We start from the raw sequence: 19,752 nt of genomic DNA, 5'->3' as shown, positions 1-19,752 counted from the left end.
TCGCGATATAAACTCAAACAGCTTCTAATGAATCAGTAAAGTTAACGCTTTGTTCAGTAGAAAGGGATTTAAGATGAAAAACGATTTCCACATTGCTAAAAAAATGATGACCGAACTGTTCAACCGGGAACAGGCAAATTCATTGCGTTGTTTGCCGACGGCTTTGGATTTGGTCGATTTTTACAGCAATGATTACCTGGGCATGGCCCAAAATCCTGTGGTAAAAGCAGCTATCGAAACAGCTTTGGAAGAAAAAGGCCCATTGGGTGCAACGGGTTCGCGCCTGATCAGTGGCAATCGGCAAGAAATGGAAGCTTTTGAACACTTTTTGGCGACTTTTCATTACAGTGAAAAAGCACTTTTGTTCAATTCTGGCTACGCGGCCAATCAAGGTTTGTTGTCTTGTATGGCCGAGCGGCACGATACTATTGTTTACGACCAGTTGATTCACGCATCTTTGCGGGAAGGGTTAAAACTGAGTTTGGCCACCCATTATTCTTTTCGCCACAATGACCTGGGCCATTTGGAGCAGAAATTGCAAATATCCAAAGGCCAGATTTTTGTGCTGGTAGAAAGTGTGTATTCGATGGATGGTGACGAAGCAACTTTGCTGGAATTAGTGGAATTGTGTGAAAAATACGGTGCGGCCTTGATCGTGGATGAAGCGCATGCGACTGGAGTGCTAGGGCCAGAAGGACGTGGATTGGTGGCCGAATTGGGCTTGGAAGAGCGGGTTTGGGCGCGGATTTACACTTTTGGCAAGGCATTGGGCGGGCATGGTGCCGCAATTTGCGGCCCGGGCTATTTGATCGACTACCTGATCAATTTTTCCAAACCGTTCATTTATACGACTGCCTTGCCTTGGCATGGTTTGGCGGGTGTGCAGGCAGCTTATCAGGAAATGCAAAAGGGAACTGCATTGCAAGCCTTACAGCAAAATATCCGCTTTTTTACTGAACAAATGCCCGCTTCATTGCGTCCACAGTTTATTCCCAGCCGCAGTGCGATCCAGAGTTTGGTTTATCCGGGTAATTCGGCGGTGCGGGAACTGGCAAAAACGCTGCAAGATCATGGATTCGCGGTGTGGCCGATTTTGCATCCGACGGTGCCCAAGGGGCAGGAGCGGCTGCGGATTTGTTTGCACAGTTTTAATACCGAGACACAAATTCAATCATTATTGGATGTCATTCAACAAGAGATTTTGTGATGGCGATTTCATTCATCATCTCGATTTTTGAACAAGTACCAAAGCGACCTATTTTCACAAAGAACACAAAGGCACACAGAGGGCACAAAGAACCGTCAACGTCTAACTCTGTGTCCTTTGCGTCCTCTATTTTTTTCTTTGTGCTAAAAAAAATGTCGCTTTAGTGTTGTTGCATCTTTGAGATGATTGGTCAGGTCAAAATTCAAGTTCATCAACCATGCGCCATCAATACTTTGTGACCGGCATCGGCACCGAAATCGGCAAAACCATCGTATCCGCCATCCTCACCGAGGCGCTCCACGCCGACTACTGGAAACCCATCCAATCGGGCGACCTGGACAATTCCGATTCCCTGAAAATCCAGCGCTGGGTCAGCAATCCACACACCCGCATTCATCCCGAACGGTTTCGTTTGAATACCCCCCTTTCGCCCCACGCCTCGGCAGCCATCGATGGCGTGGAGATCAAAGTCCAGGATTTCCAACTGCCCGATACCACTCGCCCTTTGATTGTTGAAGGTGCTGGTGGTTTGATGGTGCCCTTGAACCATCAGGAAACCATGTTGGATTTGATCCAGCACCTGAACCTGCCCGTGATCCTGGTCAGTCGGCATTATTTGGGGAGCATCAATCACACCTTGTTGAGTTTGGAGGTGTTGCGTTCGAGGGGGATTGTGCTGGCTGGACTGTTGTACAATGGAGCGGAGAATGTGACTTCGGAAAAAGCGATTGAGGCGTTGAGTGGAGTGAAGGTGTTGGGGAGAGTGGGGGAGATGGGGGTGATTTCGGCTGAAACAATCGCACAACAAGCGGATTTGCTGCGGTTTTTTTTGTGAATCCAGGGAAATTTTTGCATTGGACTTGAGGCGATTTGATAATCAGTAAGTTACAATATTAGAATCAGCGACCAGCGGCAGCGCCGCCAAAACGTCTGTAGCATTTAGACCGTGCAAGGCTTTTAAGGTGCAGAGCACCGGAACAAACGGCAACTGTTACGGTGCTCTGCACCTTGAAAACTATCTTCATTCCTTGAACTACAGACGTTTTGGCGGCTCTGCCGCTGGTTTTCATGCCTGAGATCACTCAACCACCTGATAATCAACCTACCTCAAGTCTACTAAAAAAACCAGGACTCCACTTCCGTCTTCCTCCGCCGGGAAATTGGAATTTCAACCCTGTTTTTTAAAACAAAATGATCCTCTTTTAATGCTTCAATATGGTATCTATTCACCAGAAACGAACGATGGCTCCTGAAAAAACCTTTGTCAAGGAGTATGTCTTCAAAGTAGGCTAAATTTTTTGAGGACAACTCTCGGGAACCGTTTGATAAATGAATATAGCTGTAATTGCGCTCCCCTTCAATGTGTGTAATTTGTTTTAAGGGCAATCTCAAGGTTCCATTTTGCTTTGGCAATACCAGTTTTTGATTTTCAACTGATTGTGCTTCAAGATTAGACAAGGCCTGCTTCACTTCCATTCCATTATTGGCAGACTTCAGCAAACGTTTGATCGCTTCGTCCAGTTCACTTTCTTCAACTGGTTTAACCAAATAATCCAAGGCGTTGAATCGAAATGCCTTGATCGCATAGTGACTGTGCGAGGTGGTGAAAATGGTTTGAAAATTGATGGTATCCAACTGCTGAAGCAGTTCAAAACCCGTCATATCAGGCAATTCAACATCCAGAAAAACAACATTGGGTTTTTTAGAAGCAATCAATTGTAATGCCTCTTCCCCGGTATTGGCAATGGCTAAAACAGCAATAGCACTGGCATGTTGCACGAGCAAATCATGCAAAACCGTTGCCATAAAGGCATTGTCTTCTACGATTAAGGCTTTTAATGGTTGCTTAGAGATCATAGTCAGCAAAGATATGCTGGATTATTTCATATGGCCAGCAAACCGTTCGATAATTATACTTACCTTCTGATAACTCAAATGCAGCGCTTACGAATAGGATACCCTACTTTTAGTCAACAAATTGACCAGGATGAATTCAAGCAAAATTTTATTACCTCTTTTGTTGCTTTTGGTAGGCGCACATTTATGCCCAGCTCAAAAGAACGTACAGGATAGCAGACCCATAGATTCTATAGCTGAAAAAACGACCCTGCCACGAGGTTTTAAAACCCGGCAACAATTGCTTTCAACCATCTACAAGGCGATAGAAAACAAAGCTTATGATGCAGCCATTTCCCAAACCAGGCAGGTAGTGGCGGCGGCCATTGCAAATAAAGACACAGCCAACCTGCGGGATGCGTACCGATTGCTCTCAAAAGTGTATCACTTGAAGGGAGACACCAAACAACGAGACCAATATGAGCTGCTGATTCAAAAATTGGCAGTTGCCTATGGCTACCACCTGGATGAAGAACTCCAAATTTTTGGAAATAAGCAAGATCCTCATTCCAATCAAGAGCCCTATGTCTACGATGAACTACAGCTCCTGGAGGATAGAACAGGTAAATTAACCTTTGATGAAATCAGCTCCCCCGCATTTCAAGCGAGGTACAAAAACAATTTCACTCTTGAACCGGGAAATGAATTGAATAAGCTAAGAGCGTCGGATGCCAGTTATACCGTTTCGAAGACCTTGTTTAATCAGGATGCCGTGTATTGGGTTAAGTTGAAAGTAGTGGGCAGCAACACAAAGCTGGATCCTAATTTATTTCAGATCGGGAGATCTTGGGGAGCAAGTTGGGACAAGGTAGATTTATACGTATCATCAAAAAGCAAAAAAAAGGAGCATTTTAAATTTGGACTGGCACTTTCGCCAAAAGAAAAAGATTTTAAATATGGTGCCAATTTTTTTGAATTGGCAATAGAAAAAGACGAGGTTAAAACACTGTATCTTAGATTAGAAGGCGCAAGAAAAAGCAACAACGCCAGTTGGCGCCCAGAGTTGGTTTGCCTGATGTTGGCAGATTCCCGATACTTTCTGGAATTCGGTGGGTACTACCATATCCCGGACTCCATAACGCATACGCATGACTATCTTCAACCACGCAGATTAATCCATATCATTCATTCCTTGAACTTTATCGAAGACCCCAATCAGCAATACAACCTGAAGGATGTAGTAAATAACTGGGACAAGTTGGCTCCCATGTATCCTTACCAAATAATGGACCGAAAACCATCGGTCGGTTATTGGGCGCAATTGAAGGTGGTGAATACGGCGAAAAACACCGCCAAACACTCATTTATGCTACCCGAACAATGGGATGATGTGGAGGTTTATGTGCCAGACGTGTACAAGAATTACAAAAAGTATCGTACGGGAACGAACCTAGCGGATGAGCAAAAAATGGTTCCCGGCTTATACAACATCATCCGCATCAATGCCCCCTACAATGACAGCCTGACCATTTTTATCCAATTCAAATCCAATAAGCTATTTCCCAATTCATCTACAACGCTTACTAAATTTGAGATCGTCCATTTTGAGGAGCCTCAACTGTGGTACGATCACAACCAACAATACCTGCCGCATTACATCATGATAGGCGTTACACTGATCTTGATGCTGTATTATTTCATTTTTTTCCTGATCAACAAGGAGCGTTCATACCTTTATCTGCTGTTGATGTTTACAGGACTTTTTATCAACATGTTTAACAATTCAAATATTTTTAGTCAATTTCAATACAATACGGCTATTAGTGCTTTTGCAGGATCCATCATCATATTGGGCTTGTTTAAATTTGCCGAAACCATATTGAATATCAAACAGTGGTCTAGTTGGATTTGCAAAGCCAACCGGATAATATTTATAACCTTGCTGATCCTCCTGCTTATTTCTTTGGGAACACTGTCCTATCATTATTTTTTTGCACCACTTTCAGCTGCTGCTGATTCGCCGGTAATCGACCGCGTATTGAGTTATTTTATCCCGTTTGTAGCGATAATACTGTTTATTCAGGCCATTTATGCGGCTATAAAGCGGGTTAAATTTGCGAATTTGTTCTTGTTGTTTTATGTGCTATGTATCAGTCCTTTTATCCTTGCTTTGGTAATCACGTTTTCGGGCTCTGATGGCATGATACGCATTTCATATGTTTTATGGACTTTATCCACGCTGGGATTGATGCTGATTACCGCCTATTACATCAAACAATTGCGGGAAGATCAGGCCGAAAAAGAAAAAGCGCAAGCCAGTGAACGCGCCAAGCACCAGTTCCTCGCCAACATGAGCCACGAGATTCGTACCCCCATGAATGCCATCAAGGGCATGACGGACATATTATTAAGGCGCAATCCCAAAGACGACCAGAAAGAATACCTGGAAGGCATTAAACAATCTTCTGATTCCCTGCTGGTCATCATCAATGATATTCTGGATATTTCAAAAATAGAGGCTGGTAAAGTTGAATTAGAGCAGGAACCTTTTTCTGTCGTTGAACTGGTCAATAATGTGCATACCATCATGCAGTTTAAGGCTGAAGAAAAGGGTCTGGAACTGCTGAAAGATATTCCGGAAGAAAATCTGACCGTTCAGGGCGATGCCACCCGCCTGCGCCAAATTCTCCTCAATTTGATCGGCAACGCCATTAAGTTTACCGAAAAAGGCTTGGTTACCACTTCCGTAAAATCGGAGCAGAGCGGGGAGAAAATGAATGTGCATTTCATCATTTCCGATACTGGCATTGGTATTGACCAGGATCGGATGGATAAAATCTTTAAATCTTTTGAGCAGGCATACAGCGACACTTCCCGGAAGTTCGGCGGCACTGGTTTAGGTTTGAGCATTTCCAAAAAACTGGTGGAGTTACACGGCGGCAAAATCTGGGTGGAAAGTGAAAAAGGCAAAGGCAGCCAGTTTCATTTTACCATTCCTTATGATCTTACCGACACTGCCATTGAGGCCCCCCAAGCGGAAGATGCAAATGCCAATGTGGCCGAGGCACTCAAGGGCATTCACATCCTCCTGGTGGAAGACAACCAATTCAACGCGGTAGTGGCGCAGGAAGAATTGGAAGACGCCATTGAAGGGGTAAACGTGACGCTAGCTGAAAATGGATTGATTGCGGTGGAGAAATTGAAATCATCCGCGTTTGATGTGATTTTGATGGACGTACAAATGCCGACGATGAATGGATTTGAAGCCACCAAAGCCATCAGGAACCTGGACAATGAAAAGGCTAATACGCCCATCATCGCCATGACTGCGAATGTGCTCAAGGAAGAGGTCGAATTGTGCTACCAGGCCGGGATGAACGATTTTATTGGGAAGCCTTTTGATACCGATGAATTGCTACACAAAATTTATAACCTAAAAAACAAAAACGCATGATAAAAAGCAATCCAAAGATTTTCATCGTAGACGATGAGCTCTTGTTATCCGAAATGTTGACGGACTATTTAAAGGACCAGTATGAGGGGTTCCAAATAACATCCTTTTCAACTGGAGAAGCCTGTTTACAAAGCCTGGATGAACAACCAGATGTTATCGTGTTGGACTATTACCTAAACTCGAAAGAAAGAGATGCCGCAAATGGGATCGACATCTTGAAGCAAATCAAAAAGCGCAAAAGAGCTTTACCCGTAATCATGCTGTCCAGTCAGGAAAGTTATGGAACCGCCGCACAAACCATCATGTATGGCGCTGTACACTACGTGATTAAGGGGCAAGATGCCTTTAAGGAGATTTTCGAACTGATTAAAGCCAATGTGTAAATGGTCGACTTAAGCTTTTTAAAAAAATTTACCAAAGAAGATCCCCAAAAGATGAAGCGCTACATTTCCTTGTACCTTGATGTAGCGCCAAAAACCTTTGAGGAGATGCAGCGCAACCTCAACGATGGAGATTGGGAGCAACTGCGTATCAATGCACATTCCTTAAAACCGCAGGCCGATTTTATGGGAATTAGTAGTTTAAAAGAAGAACTCATTAAAATAGAAGAAGCGGTAAAGTTGGGAAACTACGATGTGGTTGAAAAACTATTCAATGCGTCGCTGGTAATTTCTACCAATTCGGAGGAAGCACTTAGGGAGATGTTGGGGCAACTTTGATCTTCCACGACCGTGCCCAGGGGCAGGAATGACTGAGGATTTGTTTGCACAGCTTAAATACCTAGGCACAAATTCAATCATTATTGGAATTCATTCAGCAAGAAATTTTTTGATGGCCATTCATTCATCTTTTGGTTTTCGAATAAATACCGAAGCCACATATTTTCACAAAGAACACAAAGACACACAGAGGACACAGAGAATCGTCAACGTCTAACTTTGTGTACTTTGAGTCCTCTATTTTCCCTTTGTGCTAAAAGAATGTCGCTTTAGTGTTGTTTTACCTTTGAAATTATTTTTTAATCCAATGTGTTCGGGTTTGGAATGTTGGGGAGATTGGGGTATATTTGTTATGATCCAGTTCTTTTTGAGCGTTATTTAAAGGTAGAAAAATGAATGACTGGTCTAACCTTGAAGTCGAGTTGATCGTAGCTGATTATTTCAGTATGCTTTTAAAAGAGTTATCTGGTCAGAGCTATAAGAAGTCTGAACACAGAAGACGGTTACTACCTTTGCTCAATAAGCGTTCGGATGGTTCTTGCGAATTCAAACACCAAAATATTAGCGCTGTTTTAATCAATTTGGGGCAGCCTTACATAAAAGGATATTTACCTCGCTTCAACTACCAAAGTTTGTTGGAAGATAAGGTAATTGACTACCTCATAGGGCACCAGTCCATAGAAGAACAATTTAAGCAATTCGCAGATAAAGAAATCAGACCATTGGAGATCAGTAGCAACTTTAGTCAACTAATCGAGGAAGCACCCCTGGTCAGGAATAGGGTTGAAGAGCCAGCAGTAGTTTACACCAGAAACCCAATTAAGACAAATTATTTAGAGCAGGAACAGCAAAATAGAAAACTAGGGTTTTTGGGAGAGGAAATGGCTTTGAAATATGAAAAGTGGCAACTTACCATTTCCGGAAAAGAAAATCTGGCGGATCAGGTAAGGTGGATTTCAAAAGAAGAAGGAGATGGAGCTGGGTTTGATATCCTTTCTAGAAACCTTAATGGAACCGATAAATACATTGAGGTCAAAACAACCAAGCTAGGAAAGGAAACACCTTTTTTCTTCTCACGCAATGAGCTGTTGTTTTCGCAGAGTAAGTCACATGACTATCATTTGTACCGGTTATTTAACTTTGAAAAAGACGCAAAAATGTTTGTCAAAAAGGGAACACTGGATACTATTTGTTCATCTATCCCAATGACTTTTAAAGGGTATTTTTGATGCCACCAAACTCGAAAATGAATTTCCCGACTTTAAAAATTTGCTCGCCTTCCTAAAAAAATGAACTTTGTCCCCGCATTTTTGCTGTCTCATATAAAACCCGTATGGGGCTAACCCAAACTGTTATTGCAATGCCGACACAACCCAACTGGATCACCCGCGACCGTGCCCACATCTGGCACCCCTACACCCAAATGAAAACCGCCGATGCCCCAATCGCCATCGTGGCGGGTAAAGGCGCCGAGCTATACGACGAATCTGGCAAGGTCTACATCGACGCCGTAGCCTCCTGGTGGACCAATATCCACGGCCACGCCCATCCCTATATGGCCGAAAAACTGGCAACACAAGCCCACAAACTCGAACACGTTATCTTTGCAGGTTTCACCCACCCGAGCGCGATAGAGCTGGCTGAACGGTTGTTGCCCTTGCTACCTGAAGGGCAAAGCAAGGTTTTTTTCTCCGACAATGGTTCCACCGCAGTGGAGGTCGGCATTAAAATGGCCATCCAGTATTTTTACAACCAGGGCATCACCCGCAAAAAAGTCATCGCTTTTGATTTGGCCTACCACGGGGATACCTTTGGCACCATGTCGGTGGGAGGCGATTTGTCCTTTTACGATGCCTTTCAGGACTTTTTGTACCAGGTCGAACGCATTCCGACCCCAGTACCCGGGCAGGAGGCGGCCTGTATGCAAGCCCTTGAAGCCCATTTACAAAAAGGCGACGTTGCCGCTTTTGTATTTGAGCCCTTGGTTTTGGGGGCCGCTGGAATGTTGATGTACACCCCGGAGGTATTGGATCAATTGATGGCCTTGTGTAAAAAGTACGGTGCGCTGTGCATCGCAGATGAGGTAATGACAGGATTTGGCCGGACGGGCAGACTATTTGCTACCCTGCACTGTACCGAAAAACCGGACATCATCGCCCTTTCCAAAGGACTAACGGGCGGAATGTTGCCCATGGCGCTGACCACCTGTACCGAAGCAATTTATCAAGCTTTTTATTCCGACGACAAAATGAAGGCGCTCTACCATGGCCATTCCTTTACCGGAAACCCACTCGGATGTGCAGTGGCCTTGGCGAGTTTAGATCTTTTATTGTCGGAAGAAACCCAGCAAAACATCCAACGCCTGGTGCAACGGCAGGCTGCTTTTTTGGCAAAAATTAAAAACCATCACCAGGTGCTAAACCTACGCCAAACAGGTACCATTCTGGCGATAGAATTCAAGACCGAAAGCAACAGCGGTTATTTTAATAATTTAAGAGACCATTTGTACCGATTTTTCCTTCAGCATGGTTTAATTTTGCGGCCTTTGGGAAATGTGGTGTACGTTCTGCCGCCCTATTGCATCACCGATGTCCAGTTGGATCAGGTGTATGCGGCGATAGAAAAAGCACTTGATTTGGGATTTCGGGTTGCGGATTTCGGATTTCGGAATCCCTCCGAGTTGGATATGGGAGATTGTGCAGAATAAGTACACTGTGATCTAGGATACTCGTAAATTTCCAAGCTTGGAACACTTCCGAAATCCGAAATCCCCATTCCGAAATGATAAACGATGAGCAAAATCGGCATAACCGGCTGGGGCAGTATTTCCGCTTTGGGTTTTGATCCCTGGAGCAGCTATCTTCAAACAGCACGGCATTACCTCGTACAAGACGCTTATGGGCACTGGATGGGCCGTTTGCCCGTTGCAGCGGAGTCCAGAATTATCAAATTGTGTGCCAGCGATAAACACTATTTTCAGGTGGATCGCTCGGTACTGCTGGCCATTACGGCGGCGGAACAGGCGGTATCGCGAGCAGACTGGCAGGCGGGACCGGGTTTGGGCATTCAAATTGGCTCCTCGCGTGGCGCAACCAATACCTGGGAGCATTATCACCAGCAATGGGAAGGCGGCATCGAAGGTGGCCTTTCTCCCATGACTTCACCGCTCACCACATTAGGCAATCTTTCCTCCTGGGTGGGCTATCATTTGCGCAGCGGAGACATGGTGGCCGAGCACTCGGTTACCTGTAGCACTGCTCTCCACGCAATTCTAAGCGGCGTGACCTGGTTGGAAAGTGGTCGGGTGCAACGTTACCTCGCAGGCGGAACCGAAGCACCCTTGACCCCCTTCACCATCGCCCAAATGAAAGCCTTGCGCATCATGGCCGGAGTGGAAGATTACGATTACCCGGTGCGTTCCCTGGACCTGCAAAAAACGGCGAATACCATGGCTTTGGGAGAAGGCGCGGCTTGTTTTTGTATGGAAAAAGACCCCGCCGAAGCCATCGCCTGGATCGAGGGCATCGGCTTCACTACCGAATGGGGTGGGACGCCCACCAACGTAACCAAAAATGCGGACGGGCTGCAACGCGCCATGCGCATGGCTTGGGAAGAAGCGGGTTGCCCCAAAGTGGATGTAGTGGTCACCCATGCTCCGGGAACCAAACAAGGGGACGCCACCGAAATGCACGCCATTCAAGCAGTATTTGGCCAGGACATGCCTGCGGTAACCAACAACAAATGGAAATTGGGCCATACCCTGGGTGCATCGGGCGGCCTGAGTTTGGAATTTGCCTTACTGATGTTAATCCACGGTCAATTTATTGGAATTCCCTATCTTGCCGCCGCTACTACGGAAATCCCGGCACCCGAAACCATCCTGGTCAATGCCCAGGGTTTTGGCGGGAATTCGGTCAGCATTTTGCTGCGTAAAGGGAATAAGTAATTGGGACAAAATTGTCGACTTAAAAACTCAAACATGGCTGAAACACAAAAACACTGGACTTTAGAAGCAATCCTGGAAGTTTATCATACTCCTTTGTTGGAACTTGTTTTTCAGGCGGCTACCGTGCACCGCCAGCACCATAATCCTCGCGAAGTGCAGATCAGCACCTTGGTTTCGGTAAAAACAGGTGGTTGCCCTGAAGATTGTGGCTATTGCCCACAGGCCGCCCGCTATCATACTGGTGTGGAAAACGAACCCATGATGACGGTGGATTCGGTTCGCTCTGCAGCACTTCAGGCCCAGGCGATTGGTGCTTCCCGTTTGTGTATGGGCGCAGCCTGGCGTTCGGTGAAAGACGATGCCGATTTTGACCATGTCATTGAATTGGTTAAAACCGTTCGTGGCCTTGACATGGAAGTTTGTTGTACTCTGGGTATGCTCAACGAGCACCAGGCCAAGCGCCTCGCCAATGCAGGCCTGTATGCCTACAACCACAACCTCGATACGTCGGAAGAATATTACGACGACATCATTTCCACCCGCAGTTACGATGATCGACTCAAAACCCTCTCCAATGTACGCAAAGCCAACCTGACGGTTTGTTCCGGCGGCATCATCGGCATGGGTGAATCAATCGAGGACCGTTGTAAGATGTTGTTGACCCTGTCTCAGCTCAATCCCATCCCTGAATCGGTACCTGTCAATGCTCTGGTGGCAGTAGAAGGTACTCCCATGGAAGACATTGAGCCCATCCCGATGTGGGACATCATTCGCATGGTAGCTACCACCAGAATCGTGATGCCCCAAACCACGGTACGCCTGTCGGCTGGCCGTACCGAAATGAGCCAGGAAGGTCAGGCCCTCTGCTTTATGGCCGGAGCTGGCTCTATTTTTGCGGGCGAAAAACTGCTCACTACGCCAAATCCAGACGCTTACGAGGACATGGACATGTTCAACGCGCTGGGTTTGTTGCCCAAACGCCCCTTCGCCGATGGATTTGTACCCGAAATCGTGGAAGAAGAGGTAGCCGTAGCCGAAGAAATCAAATGGTCGCGCCCCGGCCACCGCATCGAAGCCAATGTCAAGTACGCGGAAATGGGCAAGGAAAAACGCAAAGCATTGTAGGGGCGCCCCTCTGTGGGCGCCCAGGCAGCCAAGGCTGCCTCGACGAAATATCATCAAAGGGCAGCCACATAGGGCTGCCCCAACAACCCGGATAACATGAAAACACGTCAACAAATCGTTGCTGGCAACTGGAAGATGAACAAAAATTACGGCGAAGGCCGTGAGCTGGCATTGGAAATTGTAGCACGCCTGAAACTTTCCGATACGAAGGTGGTGCTTTGTACCCCTTTTATTCACTTGTCTCTGGTACAGGAACTGATCAATGGGGTAAGCAATTTGTATACTGGTGCCCAAAACTGCCATCAGGAAGACAAGGGTGCTTACACGGGCGAAATTTCAGTCGAGATGCTGAAATCAGTAGGCGTGAGCTACGTCATCCTCGGCCACTCCGAGCGCCGCGAATACTTTGCTGAGTCGGATGAACTGCTGGCCAAAAAAGTAGACAAAGTATTGGCAGCTGGTTTGCTACCCATCTTTTGCTGCGGTGAAAGCCTGGACATTCGCGATGCGGACACTCATATCGCCCATGTGGAAGCGCAAATCAAAGCGGGACTTTTCCACCTGAGTGCGGAAGATTTTGCCAAGGTAGTGATCGCTTACGAACCCATCTGGGCGATTGGTACCGGGCGTACCGCTTCTCCAGAACAGGCTCAGGACATGCACGCGGCCATTCGTGCGCTATTGGCCAGCAAATATGGTGCCGAAGCTGCCGATGCTACAAGCATCCTATACGGCGGTAGTGTAAATGGAGGCAACGCAGCCGTACTTTTTGCTCAACCCGATGTGGATGGTGGCCTGGTAGGCGGCGCTTCCTTGAAGGCGGATGAGTTCATTACGATTGTGGAAGCGACGAAGTAAGGAGTGAATTTGAGTCTTTCCAAATTCTCAAATCAACATCAATAATACAAAGACAGCACAAAGTACACCAAGTGAAGCGTCGTCAACGTCTAACTTTGTGATCTTTGTGCTGCCTTTGAGTTCTTTGTGTTAAAAAATGTTGCTTTGGTGATTTCTCGAAAAATTCGGGATGCCCAAGTCACTTCAATTTCCGATTCAACGCAAAACTAAAATTTTTCATCCCCCACCAAATAAGTAGTCTGTTTCACTCATTTAACCCCCGACACGCCTGAGCCAAAATCCCTTCAATAATTCTTGGAGGCTCAGCCCATTTGCTGATGCTTCTATCCAACAACACGGGCAGAGCAGAACTATAGCCTCCTACTTCCCCGGTCGTTAGTCCAACAATGATCAGCTTTATTCTGTGGTGCCGGATCACATAGGAACACATGATGCAGGGTTCGTGGGTGGTCACCAAAATACAGTCGGATAAGTCGGTCTTTCCTAAAGTAGTTCGAGCATTCCTGATGGCTTCAATTTCAGCGTGAAAAGTGATGTCTTGGTGCGTTTTTCCACCTTCAATACCTTCTGCGACTACTTTTCCGTTTTGCACCAAAATGGAACCGACCGGACTGTCTCCTCTAGCCTTGGCAATTTGAGCAAGATCGAGACATACCCTCATGTAGTCTTCGTAGGCTGCTTGTTCCACTTTAGTCATATTCAGCGTCATCTGTGGATATACTGCTCAAAAACGCCTAGGATTTCGGCAAAATTCTCCCGTCCGAAGCCAATTCTGGTGTGTTTGGTGCCATAGTCAAAGGTCTCTGAAGGCAAAATCATGATGCCGGTATCCCGGACCAATTTTTCAGCAAATTCCATGGCGGTCTCCTTTATTTTCAACTCAACAAAAGCGGTTGAACCGGAGTTGGGCAAATGGAAGTTCAGGAAATGAGCATTCCTTTCGCAGAAGCTTTTGAAGAGCTTTAGGTTGTTGCTTATTTTCAGGATGTTGGGCCCGACGAATTTGGCTTGGTTGTTCAGCGCGATTGTTGCCAAAACCTCACTGGGCGCGTTGTTGCAAATGGACAGGTAATCTTTAAATGCTTCCACTTTACTGAGGATTTCGGTATTGCGGCTGGTCAACCAACCCAATCTTAATCCTGCCAAGCCAAAGGTTTTGGCAGTTCCCCACAAGCTGATGGCATTTTCATAAAGATCACAGGCAGAACGGGTATCGTTGCTGGGGGCGTGGCTCAGAAAGCGGTACATTTCATCGGAAAACAAGGCAATGCCATTTTTTCGCGCAATGCCGATGATGGCATCCCAATCGTCAGCATTAGGGGAATAGCCGGTTGGATTGTGTGGGAAATTGGTAATGATCAATTTCGTCTTGGGAGTGACCAGACTTTCAAGCCGGGCCGGGTCAAAATACCATTGATTGTTGCGGATTTCCGCTTGCCAAAAAACCAGCTTGCACCCAATACTTTTAGCCACCTGGTACAAAGATTGGTACATGGGCGACATACAAATGACCTCGTCGTCCTTTTGCAACAAAACATTCATCAAGGCAAAATTGGCCTCTCCAGGGGAACTAACCACCACATTGTCAACACTAATGTGCTGATAATGCTGGGTGATGGCCTTCCTCAACTCCAGGCTACCCCGGGTTTCGGTATAACCCAATTTTAAGGTCTCCCACCTTGTTCGTTCTTCATTTGAGGCCAAATCAAGGACGTACTGCATGGGAAAACCATCACAATCGGAACTGGATAAAAGGTACTTTGCCGTAAATTCATATTTGGCAAAGTACCTTTCGATGGAAAAATCTTTGATGTTCATCGTGTTTGATCAGTGCTTCGCAGGTGTGGAATAAGGTGGCACCGTCACCTTAACTGGCCCCTGTTGTTTGAGCAAATCCAGCACCTCTTTTACGGCTCTTTCCAGTTGCAAATCATGCCCATCCGCAGTAGACCTCGCAGTGATTTTTACCTCAATATCCGGGGCTACCCCTTCGTTTTCGGCGATCCAGCGCTTGGCATTGGGATCAAAGATGCCATTGTCGGGAGCTGTTACCCTGCCACCGTCAATCAAGGCATAATGTACCGAAGACTTTACCAATCCGCCCCAAGTGCGCGCACCGATGAGTGGGCCCGCCTGCTGATGCCGGAACACCCAGGGGAAAAAGTCGCCACCGGAACCCGCCAGTTCATTGATGAGTAGCGCCTTGGGGCCCAGAATACCTGCCGGGAGGCGACCCGGTGCACCATTCGGCACTTCATTCGTATAGGCTGCCCGCAGTTTGCGCGTCATCAGGTCCACCATGTAGTCGTCGAGCAAACCACCACCATTGAAACGTTCATCGATAACCGCTCCTTCTTTGTCTTGCTGCGCAAAAAAGTAACGATTGAAAGAAACTAGACCGGGGTCGCCCGTATTGGGAATCCAGATGTAGGCCAGTTTCCCGCCGGATAGTTCATCTACCTTTCTCCGGTTGTCTTCCACCCAGGCGCGTTGGCGCAGGGCATTTTCATTCGCGATGGGTTCCACAATTTCTTTCCAGGCCCCATCCATAGAGGGGCGCTCATTGATCTGGAGTACGGTTTGCCGTCCAGCGGTACCGTCCAGCAAGCGGTAGGGATCATCGGCTGCGGTAAGGGGTACACCATCCACGCCCAAGAGGTAGTGCCCTTCTTGCACCTTGAGGTTGGGGCGATCGAGGGGGGCTCGAAGCCCCGGATTCCAGCTTTCCGCTGTGTAAATGCGTTTGAAGCGCCAAAAACCATTCTCGGCAACCAAATCAGCACCCAATAGTCCGACCCGCACAGTATCCACCGCCGGGAAATCGCCACCAGAGACAAAACTATGGCCAACCGACAATTCTCCATTCACCTGATCCAACACGTAATTCAAATCGCTGCGGTGCCGGATGTAAGGAATGAGCGGCGCGTAACGGGCCTTGACTTGCAACCAGTCGCGCCCATGCATATTGGGATCGTAGAAATAATCCCGTTCGTAGCGCCAGGTTTCGTTGAACATTTGTTGCCACTCGGCCACACGATCCAGTTGCATCCGCAAAGTAATGGCCAAACCACCTTCGCCAGGAGCTGGGGCTTTGGCGGTGCCAACTACCCGCCAGGATCCGCCCGATTGCAGAAGGATTTTTTCACCATCGGCAGATACCGAAATCCTTTGTACGCCACGGGCAAACTCGCTGGCTTTGCGGTCTTCTAGCGAAAACTTATGCAGCAGCATGCCCGGTGCATTGGGGATTAGCTCTCCAATGAATACCGATCCTTTAGGCCCAGCTTGTACTGCATCATAATTGCGTACAGGCATGGGCAGCGCCAGGATGCGGCGGTCAATTTTTTCCCAGTCAATGCGTACGAGTTCAATCGAATCTTTGGCGGGTTTTTTCTCGGGCTTGATCGCTTTTTTTGCGGCACCAGTGGTGTCGGGTTCTTCGTCACTTTTGGGTGGGAAAGGGGAGGGGTCGTCTTTGCGCAGCACGACCACATAGGCGCCGTACGCGGGATTGGACTGGGTGGAACTGGTGTTGGCCCAGCCCGAACCGAGGGCAACTTCGGTGCTCGCCAAGAAGTAGAGGTAACGACCTCCACGGTCCCAGGCTGGCGCAAAACCATCGGCTAGTGGATCGGTCAGCGGGCGACTGGTGCCAGTAGCTACCGACCAAAGCATGATGCGCCGGAAATTGTTGGATGCCGTTTTGGCATAGGCCAGCCATTTAGAGTCGGGCGACCAGTTGAGGCCCAGCGAGCCACGCTCAATGTTGAGCCCGCCAATATCAGCAGTGATGATTTTTCCTGATTCTACTTCCACTACCCGAATGCGGACGTCATCATCACAAAAAGCGATGCGTTTGCCATCGGGTGACCAGGTGGGTTCCCAGGCCATTTTTGATTCTCCAATCGAGATGCTGCGGGGGGCAGACAGGCCGTCCTGATTGGCAATGAGGAGTGCGTAACCTTCACCGCTAGCGTCCGAAAACCAGGCAACCCTATTGCCATCGGGCGACCAAATTGGGGCACGATCGGCCACGGCGGTGCTGCGGGTGAGGTTACGGGCGTCGCCATTGGCCACGGGGACGGTAAAGATTTCGCCGCGGGCTTCCATGGCCACCCTTTTTCCAGTTGGAGAAAGGGCTGCATTGCTGACCCGTTTGTTGACATTTTCCCAGCGGGTTTCCGCCCAGGGGAAATCGCCACGTACGGTAATGTCCAGTTGTTTGGGGTTTCCTGAGGCGGCTTCCAGGGTGTGCAGGTAGCCATCTCTTTCAAAAATCAGGGTGCCTTTATCGCCGGATAGCCATTTTACATTGCTGCCCGTGAACTTGGTTTTTTGTACCAAAGTGCCCGTGCTTGGGGTGTAAGCCCAGATGTTGACGGTCCAGTCGCGGTCCGACAGGAAGTAAATGGTATTGCCGAGCCATAAGGGTTGGGTATCGGTGCTGCGCTCACAAGGAATGGGTGTTTCGCTCAAATCATCCAGGTTCAGGATCGATAAAGCCGTGTTTTGGCCACCCCGGTATTCGCGCCATTCTACGTCCCAGCGGCTCATGCGGTCGATGACCATGCGGTTCTGGTTGGGGGCATACGCGCCATCAAAACCCCAGGGTGCGGGCAGTAGGGTAGAGGGGCCACCCTGGGTGGCAACCGTCCAGAGGCGGTTGTAGGCAGTGGGAGCGGTTTCGCGGGAAGAGGCATAAAGTACCCGCTTCCCGTCATTGGTCCAACCCCGCGCAAATGCGGCGGATGGATGCCAGGTCAGGCGGGTGGGAGTGCCTCCCTCGATGGAGACGATGTACACGGAATTCGACCCGGTGCGATCGGAAGTAAAAGCGATCCAGCGACCATCGGGAGAAAAATGGGGGTCACTTTCCACCGCAGCAGTACTGGTAAGCCGCCGGGCTTCTCCACCAGTGCGGTCAGTGATCCATAGGTCGCCGCCGTATACAAAGGTGATGTGTTTTTCACTGAGGCTGGGTTGGCGCAGCAGGCGGGTGCCTTGGGCTTGGCCAGTGTTGAGGAAAAATACGGCTAGGATGAAACAAACAAGGCAGCAGAAATGCTTGAAGGGTTGATGAAAAACAGGACTCATCTTGAACTTGGTTTTATGGTTTGGTGCTTTGATGGCCTACAAATATAGGGATCGCAGGGTGAAATACCAAATCTTAGGTGCAATATTGAGGCGTTTTTAACCCAGACAAAAAAATGGGACAAGCACTAAACAAAGTAAAAATGAAATCATTGTCAATCACCTTCTTGTTAGACTGAGTTTAAGTTGTTTGGACGAATCGATCGAACAAACAACTTAAACCTACTCAGTAGTTCAGGAATGCTTATCTCTCGTATTCACATCCGCCTAAAGCTGCTAATTTATACGAACTACCGCTTTTAATGTATAGCATGGCAGATGAATGATGTTTTAACGTTACGCTTCCTGAACGTGCGACGTTTATGAAGTATTTTCGGGAAGCGATTGTTTTCATTGGTGATTTTTCCTAGATAAAAAACTTTGAAGCGTTCCGTAGTCCACATTTTTCCAAGATGCTAATCAGCTTTTCTGTTGAAACCGGAGGGCTTTTCAAAGATGCCAGTTGATTTTCAAAAGCCTGTTTTACAATCGAAGGATTCAACTCATTCAACAAATATACAAATTCATCTGGGGTGTAAACTTCTATGTTATATTGATCTAAATTTTCTCTTGGAAAGTCTTTGGTATTAAACGTAATGAATCCCATCGGCTTTGCACTTTATACCTGCCGCAAGAACATGTCTGTCCCCTAAATCCGGTAATTCGACAAGATCAATCAATTCTTCAAATGAATGTACTTCGGCATCTGGAAATGCAGCATTCATCACTTGCGCCGTTCTGCGCAACTTCTGCCTGCTAAGGTCAGGCCTATTTTTAAGTAAATTTCTTATCCACTCTTCTTGTATGATCTCGGACCACTTTGGGGAATAAATCTCTAAGTCGGCGAGATTCAGTAAAATATCTCGAATTGGAGCTGGATAAAGAACACAAGCATCTAGTATTACGGTAAACCGTGGAGAATATATCATTCGTAACCTAAATTTAGCTGCTGAGCCTCTTTAGTTAAAGCGTTCAGTTTCTTTCTCCTATCTAACTTGAAGTTGGATTCATACTTCAGAATGTCTTGTAGTAAAATTCTTCTGTGGCTACCTACCTTTTTGTGTGGAATTTCTCCTTTTTCTAGTAGCTTGATTACATGAGGCCTGGAGACATTTAGAATTTCAGCAGCTTGCTGTGTGCTCACTTCTGCATCCGTAGGCATCAATGCAATTGATTTGCCCTGAGACATATTGCTGATTATAGCATTCAATAATTGTAAAGCTTTTAAGGGGATGATCACTACTTCATCTGATCCTTGAAGCTTGAGTTTGATGACTTCATCCTTATTTTTGGTAGCCCGGTCTTCGCTGTCAGCAAGTATTTTGACAGATAAAAGGTATCCCTCTGGGCAAGCCCATCTTGTAGCTAATCTAAAGGCGGTGTAAATTTCGGCACAAAAAACAAATGGAAAGAAGAGTAAAATGTCTCCGGCGGAGCGCTGGAGAGATGTATGGGGTCATAGAAGGGTGGCAAGTGA

Annotated in this window: 16 protein-coding genes; 10 read left to right on the top strand and 6 right to left on the bottom strand. The window is 47.2% G+C overall.

Going from position 1 to position 19,752, the window contains the following annotated elements:
• Positions 1-73 precede the first annotated feature (73 nt).
• Both ACEW9O_RS17180 and bioD read left to right on the top strand, forming a co-directional pair.
• Complete coding sequence (locus ACEW9O_RS17180) at positions 74-1,207, top strand: aminotransferase class I/II-fold pyridoxal phosphate-dependent enzyme (protein WP_373551417.1); 1,134 nt, start codon at positions 74-76, stop codon at positions 1,205-1,207.
• 217 nt (positions 1,208-1,424) lie between these two features.
• Positions 1,425-2,042, top strand: coding sequence for a dethiobiotin synthase (gene bioD / locus ACEW9O_RS17175; RefSeq protein ID WP_373551416.1), 618 nt, complete (start codon positions 1,425-1,427; stop codon positions 2,040-2,042).
• 281 nt (positions 2,043-2,323) lie between these two features.
• Here bioD and ACEW9O_RS17170 read toward each other — a convergent pair whose 3' ends face one another.
• Positions 2,324-3,064 carry a LytR/AlgR family response regulator transcription factor gene (locus ACEW9O_RS17170; protein ID WP_373551415.1) on the bottom strand — a complete coding sequence of 247 codons (741 nt, stop codon included), beginning with the start codon at positions 3,062-3,064 and terminating at the stop codon, positions 2,324-2,326.
• 130 nt (positions 3,065-3,194) lie between these two features.
• Here ACEW9O_RS17170 and ACEW9O_RS17165 point away from each other — a divergent pair, with 130 nt between their 5' ends.
• The 8 genes from ACEW9O_RS17165 (at position 3,195) to tpiA (ending at position 13,145) form a co-directional block, all read left to right on the top strand.
• The gene (locus ACEW9O_RS17165) at positions 3,195-6,497 is read left to right on the top strand and encodes an ATP-binding protein (protein ID WP_373551414.1); all 3,303 of its coding nucleotides are present in this window, start codon (positions 3,195-3,197) and stop codon (positions 6,495-6,497) included.
• Positions 6,494-6,880 carry a response regulator gene (locus tag ACEW9O_RS17160; protein ID WP_373551413.1) on the top strand — a complete coding sequence of 129 codons (387 nt, stop codon included), beginning with the start codon at positions 6,494-6,496 and terminating at the stop codon, positions 6,878-6,880. Before ACEW9O_RS17165 ends, ACEW9O_RS17160 begins: the two co-directional genes overlap by 4 nt.
• Positions 6,881-7,216 carry an Hpt domain-containing protein gene (locus ACEW9O_RS17155; protein WP_373551412.1) on the top strand — a complete coding sequence of 112 codons (336 nt, stop codon included), beginning with the start codon at positions 6,881-6,883 and terminating at the stop codon, positions 7,214-7,216.
• A 392-nt stretch (positions 7,217-7,608) separates the two neighbouring features.
• Complete coding sequence (locus ACEW9O_RS17150; protein ID WP_373551411.1) at positions 7,609-8,445, top strand: DUF3883 domain-containing protein; 837 nt, start codon at positions 7,609-7,611, stop codon at positions 8,443-8,445.
• A gap of 131 nt (positions 8,446-8,576) precedes the next feature.
• The gene (gene bioA, locus ACEW9O_RS17145; protein WP_373551410.1) at positions 8,577-9,923 is read left to right on the top strand and encodes an adenosylmethionine--8-amino-7-oxononanoate transaminase; all 1,347 of its coding nucleotides are present in this window, start codon (positions 8,577-8,579) and stop codon (positions 9,921-9,923) included.
• Between the two features lie 84 nt (positions 9,924-10,007).
• Positions 10,008-11,162: a beta-ketoacyl synthase N-terminal-like domain-containing protein gene (locus ACEW9O_RS17140; RefSeq protein WP_373551409.1), complete on the top strand. Its 1,155-nt coding sequence runs from the start codon at positions 10,008-10,010 to the stop codon at positions 11,160-11,162.
• Positions 11,163-11,195: 33 nt separating this feature from the next.
• Positions 11,196-12,287: a biotin synthase BioB gene (gene bioB / locus ACEW9O_RS17135; protein WP_373551408.1), complete on the top strand. Its 1,092-nt coding sequence runs from the start codon at positions 11,196-11,198 to the stop codon at positions 12,285-12,287.
• Between the two features lie 96 nt (positions 12,288-12,383).
• Entirely contained in the window at positions 12,384-13,145 is a 762-nt protein-coding gene (gene tpiA, locus ACEW9O_RS17130) for a triose-phosphate isomerase (protein ID WP_373551407.1), read from the top strand.
• 244 nt (positions 13,146-13,389) lie between these two features.
• Here tpiA and ACEW9O_RS17125 read toward each other — a convergent pair whose 3' ends face one another.
• The 5 genes from ACEW9O_RS17125 to ACEW9O_RS17105 all read right to left on the bottom strand — a co-directional run bounded on the left by ACEW9O_RS17125 (position 13,390) and on the right by ACEW9O_RS17105 (position 19,437).
• Positions 13,390-13,854 (bottom strand): nucleoside deaminase, encoded by a 465-nt coding sequence (locus ACEW9O_RS17125; protein ID WP_373551406.1) that lies wholly within the window; start codon positions 13,852-13,854, stop codon positions 13,390-13,392.
• Positions 13,851-14,963 (bottom strand): aminotransferase class I/II-fold pyridoxal phosphate-dependent enzyme, encoded by a 1,113-nt coding sequence (locus tag ACEW9O_RS17120; RefSeq protein ID WP_373551405.1) that lies wholly within the window; start codon positions 14,961-14,963, stop codon positions 13,851-13,853. Before ACEW9O_RS17120 ends, ACEW9O_RS17125 begins: the two co-directional genes overlap by 4 nt.
• Positions 14,964-14,972: 9 nt before the next feature.
• Positions 14,973-18,239, bottom strand: coding sequence for a PDZ domain-containing protein (locus tag ACEW9O_RS17115; protein WP_373551404.1), 3,267 nt, complete (start codon positions 18,237-18,239; stop codon positions 14,973-14,975).
• 623 nt (positions 18,240-18,862) lie between these two features.
• The gene (locus ACEW9O_RS17110) at positions 18,863-19,204 is read right to left on the bottom strand and encodes a hypothetical protein (protein ID WP_373551403.1); all 342 of its coding nucleotides are present in this window, start codon (positions 19,202-19,204) and stop codon (positions 18,863-18,865) included.
• Positions 19,201-19,437 (bottom strand): helix-turn-helix domain-containing protein, encoded by a 237-nt coding sequence (locus ACEW9O_RS17105; protein WP_373551402.1) that lies wholly within the window; start codon positions 19,435-19,437, stop codon positions 19,201-19,203. The genes ACEW9O_RS17110 and ACEW9O_RS17105 overlap by 4 nt, the downstream gene beginning before the upstream one ends.
• Between the last annotated feature and the right edge of the window lie 315 nt (positions 19,438-19,752).

It is taken from the genome of Haliscomenobacter sp. (assembly GCF_041740695.1).
Lineage (GTDB): Bacteria > Bacteroidota > Bacteroidia > Chitinophagales > Saprospiraceae > Haliscomenobacter.
Note: the sequence above shows the minus strand (reverse complement) of the source record. Positions and strands in the feature narration are given on the sequence as shown.